Source organism: Pseudomonas sp. SDO5215_S409 (assembly GCF_054071325.1).
Genome location: NZ_JBSVWN010000231.1, coordinates 1 through 201 on the forward strand (window position 1 = coordinate 1; position 201 = coordinate 201).

A 201-nucleotide genomic window follows, 5' to 3' on the forward strand; every position below is an offset into this window, starting at 1 on the left:
ACTCCCACACCGACACGTCAAAGCTGAACGGGGTTTTCTGCAACACCGTGTCCTGAGCGGTGAGGCCGTACTCGTCCTGCATCCACAAGAGGCGGTTGACCACACCGGCGTGTTCGTTGATCACGCCCTTGGGCTGGCCGGTGGAACCGGAGGTGTAGATCACGTAGGCCTGATGGCGCGCGGTCAAGCCCGGCACTTGCG

At 62.7% G+C, this 201-nt stretch carries 1 protein-coding gene; it reads right to left on the reverse strand.

The genetic code is table 11. From position 1 onward, the window contains the following. Positions 1 to 201, reverse strand: a 201-nt coding sequence (locus tag ACW9H9_RS29000) for an AMP-binding protein (protein WP_457346766.1), incomplete at both ends; no start/stop codon positions are given.